This is a genomic window from Pseudomonas putida, from assembly GCF_004357765.1.
Taxonomy (GTDB): Bacteria; Pseudomonadota; Gammaproteobacteria; order Pseudomonadales; family Pseudomonadaceae; genus Aquipseudomonas; species Aquipseudomonas putida_U.
The window spans coordinates 1-3,467 of record NZ_SMTE01000031.1; the positions used below are offsets into that span (position 1 = coordinate 1).

The following is a 3,467-nucleotide window of genomic DNA, read 5'->3' on the forward strand; positions in this document are numbered from 1 at the left end:
TTGATCTTGCTTTTGATCTACCCGCGACCTCAGGAGGCCGAGTGGAGGTGGCTGGAGGGCCAGGTGCGTAGCACCCTTCGGCGTTAGCCGAAGGCGCGAGATGTAGACTTGCGTAGCAAGTCGTAGGCCGCGCGGGCCCGCAAGCCGCCGGAGCGAGGGGACCCCGAAGCGCAGCGTAGGGGCCGTATGGGGGAGCGAGCGGTTTTGCGTCCCTTTTGCCAAGACAAAAGGGACCCGCCGTAAAGGCGGAAGGGGCCAGAAGCGCCACTACACACAATGGATCAGCTCACGATCTAGATGCCAAGCCAAGCCAAGCCAAGCTCCCCGACAATCCGTGAAGAACCTTTTTTGGTGGACCTGTCCCATGACAACGGCCACCTGAAGTCGCAATCACCTGTGCCTGAGCTACCGCGCACCTAGAAGCAAAGGCAACTCAGGCAAAACCACCATTAACCCGTACGACCTGCGAATTGACCCAAGCACCATCAGGCCCTGCCAGGAAAGCAACAGCCCCAGCGATCTCTTCCGGTGTCCCGATCCGCTCCATAGGCGCCTGCTTGGCAATGTTGGCAATCGTCTCATCGCTCTTGCCCTTGAAGAACAACTCAGTCCCCACAGGCCCAGGCGCAATAGCATTGACGGTAATGTTGCGTCCCCGCAGTTCGTTGGCCAACACATGCACCAAACCCTCGACCCCCGCCTTGCTGGCGATATACGGCCCATAACCGGGAAACGCCTTGGCAATCACACTAGTGGTCAAGGCGATGATCCGACCACCCTCTCCCAGATGCTGCGCCGCTTGCGCCAGCACCAGGAACGCCCCTCGCAGGTTGGTAGCGATGGTCCGATCGAACGCATCGAGATTGGCCTCATCGATACTTACCGTCGGCATGACTCCGGCACTGTTGACCACCACATCGAGCCGACCGAACGCCTCCTTTGCTTCAGCGAAGAGCTTGGCAACCTCCAGCGGCTGCGCCACGTCACCTTGAACAGCAATGGCCCTGCCACCGGCAGCTTCGATGGTCGACACGGTCGCCTGGGCGCTCGCGACATTGCCAGCATAATTGACCACTACCGCAAAACCATCGGCAGCCAGGCGCAAGGCGATCGCCCTGCCGATGCCCCGGGAGCCGCCAGTGACGATGGCCACTCGTGAAGTTTGTGTGCTCATTGAAACACTCCTGTGCAGGTAGGGCCGATAGCCACGACCCCATCAAGGTTCCGAAGCGATGGCCTTTTCGATGGCGGCCCGAAATGCCGGGTCATCGGGTTTGGTCAGGCTGGAAAAGTCGGCAACCACCTTACCCTGGCGATCCACCACATACTTGTAGAAATTCCATTTCGGCGCACTGCTCTGGCTCGCCAGTTCCACGAACAAAGGAATCGCATCCTTGCCGCGCACCGGCTGGGCCTTGGTCATGGTGAAGGTCACGCCATAGTTCGCGTAACAGACCTTGGCCGTATTCTCGGCATCGCGGTCCTCCTGCTTGAAGTCGTTGGACGGCACGCCGAGCATTTCCAGGCCTTGGTCGTGATACTCCTTGTAGGTGGCTTCAAGCCCTTCGAACTGTGGGGCGAATCCACAATAGCTGGCGGTGTTGATCACCACCAACGGTTTGCCGGCAAAGCGCTCGCACAGATCCACCTGGCCCTTGCCTCGCAACTCCGGCAAGCTACCCTGCAACAGCGCCGGGCAATCCCCTGCCCAGCTCGTGGCGCTCAGCATACCCAGCACCGGCAACATCAACCAAGGTGCGCGCATCGTGTGGTACTCCTGCTAACGGGTCGTGAACCTGCAGGTTAGCGCTTAACAGACGCCCATGCCCAGTTGCATCAACGCCAATCCGCCACTTTGCCAGCCCCACCACGCCAGCCCCATCACCAACAACAGCGCCGCAGCCATGAGCCAGCGCAGCAATGACCGACTCATGCTGTCTGCCCCTGCAGGCGCGCGACCGGTTGCTCCCGCACCGGCCAGTTCAGCACTGCAGCCAGCACGCTGAGCAGGATCGAAATCTGCCAGACGAGGTCATAACTGCCGGTGCGGTCGTACACCAGACCGCCCAGCCAGCCGCCGAGAAACGCACCCAATTGGTGGAACAGGAACACGATGCCACCGAGCATGGACAAGTTACGCACGCCGAACACCGTGGCCACGGTACCGTTGGTCAAGGGCACCGTCGACAGCCACAGCAAGCCCATGGCGATGCCGAACAGGTAGGCGCTGAATTGCGTTACCGGCGCCCACAGGAACAGCACGATGACGCCCCCACGCAGCAGGTAAAGCGCACTGAGCAAGCGCGGCTTGGACATGCGTCCGCCAAGCCAGCCGGCTGTATAGGTACCGACGATATTGAACAAACCGACCAGCGCCAGCACCGTGGTTCCGGTGGTAGCCGCCAGATGCTGATCCACCAGGTAGGCCGGCAGATGCACGCCGATAAAGACGACCTGGAAACCACACACGAAAAAGCCCAGCGCCAGCAACCAGAACCCTGAATGCGAACAGGCTTCGCGCAATGCCTGGCCAAGCGTCTGCTCGGTCCCGTGGCTGGGCAACGGACGGTCACGCAGCATGCCCACCAGCGGCACGATCAACGCCACCAGCAATCCCAGCACCAGCAATGCCGAAGACCAACCGAGCCACTGGATCAGGCCGAGTGTGCCGGGCAGCATGGCGAACTGGCCGAAGGAGCCGGCCGCGCTGGCAATGCCCATGGCAATGCTGCGTTTTTCCGCTGGCACCGCGCGCCCGACCACGCCAAGGATCACTGAGAACGAGGTTCCGGAAAGCCCGATACCGATCAGCAAGCCTGCACTGAGCGAAAGCGACAGCGCCGAGTCGGCCATGCTCATGAACATCAATCCGGCTGCATAGAGGATGCCGCCGATGATGACCACCCGCGCCGCCCCCCAGCGATCGGCCAGAGCCCCGGCAAAGGGCTGGGCCAGACCCCATATCAGGTTCTGCAGGGCTATGGCGAAGGCAAACACACCACGCCCCCAGCCAAAATCCGCACTCATCGGCGCCAGAAACAGGCCGAAGCCATGCCGTACGCCCAACGAAAGCGCCAGGATCAGCGCCGCGCCGAAAAGAACCCAGCCGCTGGTTCGCCACACCGATGTCATTGTCTTTGTCTCCAGCCATCGCAAGGTCTACGGGCTCAAGCCCGTTTGTAGTCGTGAGCTGTCTGCTGCTGGGACAGCTCTATCCGTTCGCACACCGAAGGGTTCAACGGCAGCGCATGGACAGGTCTTTATACCTGCAACAGGGCTATTACAAGAAGTTTCTTGACATCCTCCCCGCCCTAAAGGACGGGGATTCCTACAGGTAGACGGCCATGCCCGACCGCGAGAATGTTCCTCGCCGCGTTAATGTCGCGGTCATGAGTGACACCACACTCACAAGTCCATTCTCTTATTCCAAGGCCGGTCCTACCTTTCGGACTACTGGGCGGGAGTGC

At 60.9% G+C, this 3,467-nt stretch carries 5 protein-coding genes; all 5 read right to left on the reverse strand.

The window, feature by feature from the left end:
• Nucleotides 1-433: 433 nt before the first annotated feature.
• Nucleotides 434-1,174, reverse strand: coding sequence for an SDR family oxidoreductase (locus E2H86_RS25455; RefSeq protein ID WP_133332257.1), 741 nt, complete (start codon nt 1,172-1,174; stop codon nt 434-436).
• 42 nt (nt 1,175-1,216) lie between these two features.
• Nucleotides 1,217-1,765, reverse strand: coding sequence for a glutathione peroxidase (locus tag E2H86_RS25460; protein WP_133332258.1), 549 nt, complete (start codon nt 1,763-1,765; stop codon nt 1,217-1,219).
• Between the two features lie 45 nt (nt 1,766-1,810).
• Nucleotides 1,811-1,933, reverse strand: a complete 123-nt coding sequence (locus E2H86_RS26485) for a hypothetical protein (protein ID WP_261240612.1) — start codon at nt 1,931-1,933, stop codon at nt 1,811-1,813.
• Nucleotides 1,930-3,132, reverse strand: coding sequence for an MFS transporter (locus E2H86_RS25465; RefSeq protein ID WP_133332259.1), 1,203 nt, complete (start codon nt 3,130-3,132; stop codon nt 1,930-1,932). The genes E2H86_RS26485 and E2H86_RS25465 overlap by 4 nt, the downstream gene beginning before the upstream one ends.
• A 179-nt stretch (nt 3,133-3,311) precedes the next feature.
• Entirely contained in the window at nt 3,312-3,425 is a 114-nt protein-coding gene (locus tag E2H86_RS25470) for a transposase (RefSeq protein WP_243744101.1), read from the reverse strand.
• Nucleotides 3,426-3,467 lie beyond the last annotated feature (42 nt).

Coding starts and splice junctions, on each gene's coding strand:
- E2H86_RS26485 (WP_261240612.1), bottom strand. CDS start 1,933: ATGAGTCGGTCATTGCTGCGCTGGCTCATGGCTGCGGCGCTGTTGTTG.
- E2H86_RS25465 (WP_133332259.1), bottom strand. CDS start 3,132: ATGACATCGGTGTGGCGAACCAGCGGCTGGGTTCTTTTCGGCGCGGCG.
- E2H86_RS25455 (WP_133332257.1), bottom strand. CDS start 1,174: ATGAGCACACAAACTTCACGAGTGGCCATCGTCACTGGCGGCTCCCGG.
- E2H86_RS25460 (WP_133332258.1), bottom strand. CDS start 1,765: ATGCGCGCACCTTGGTTGATGTTGCCGGTGCTGGGTATGCTGAGCGCC.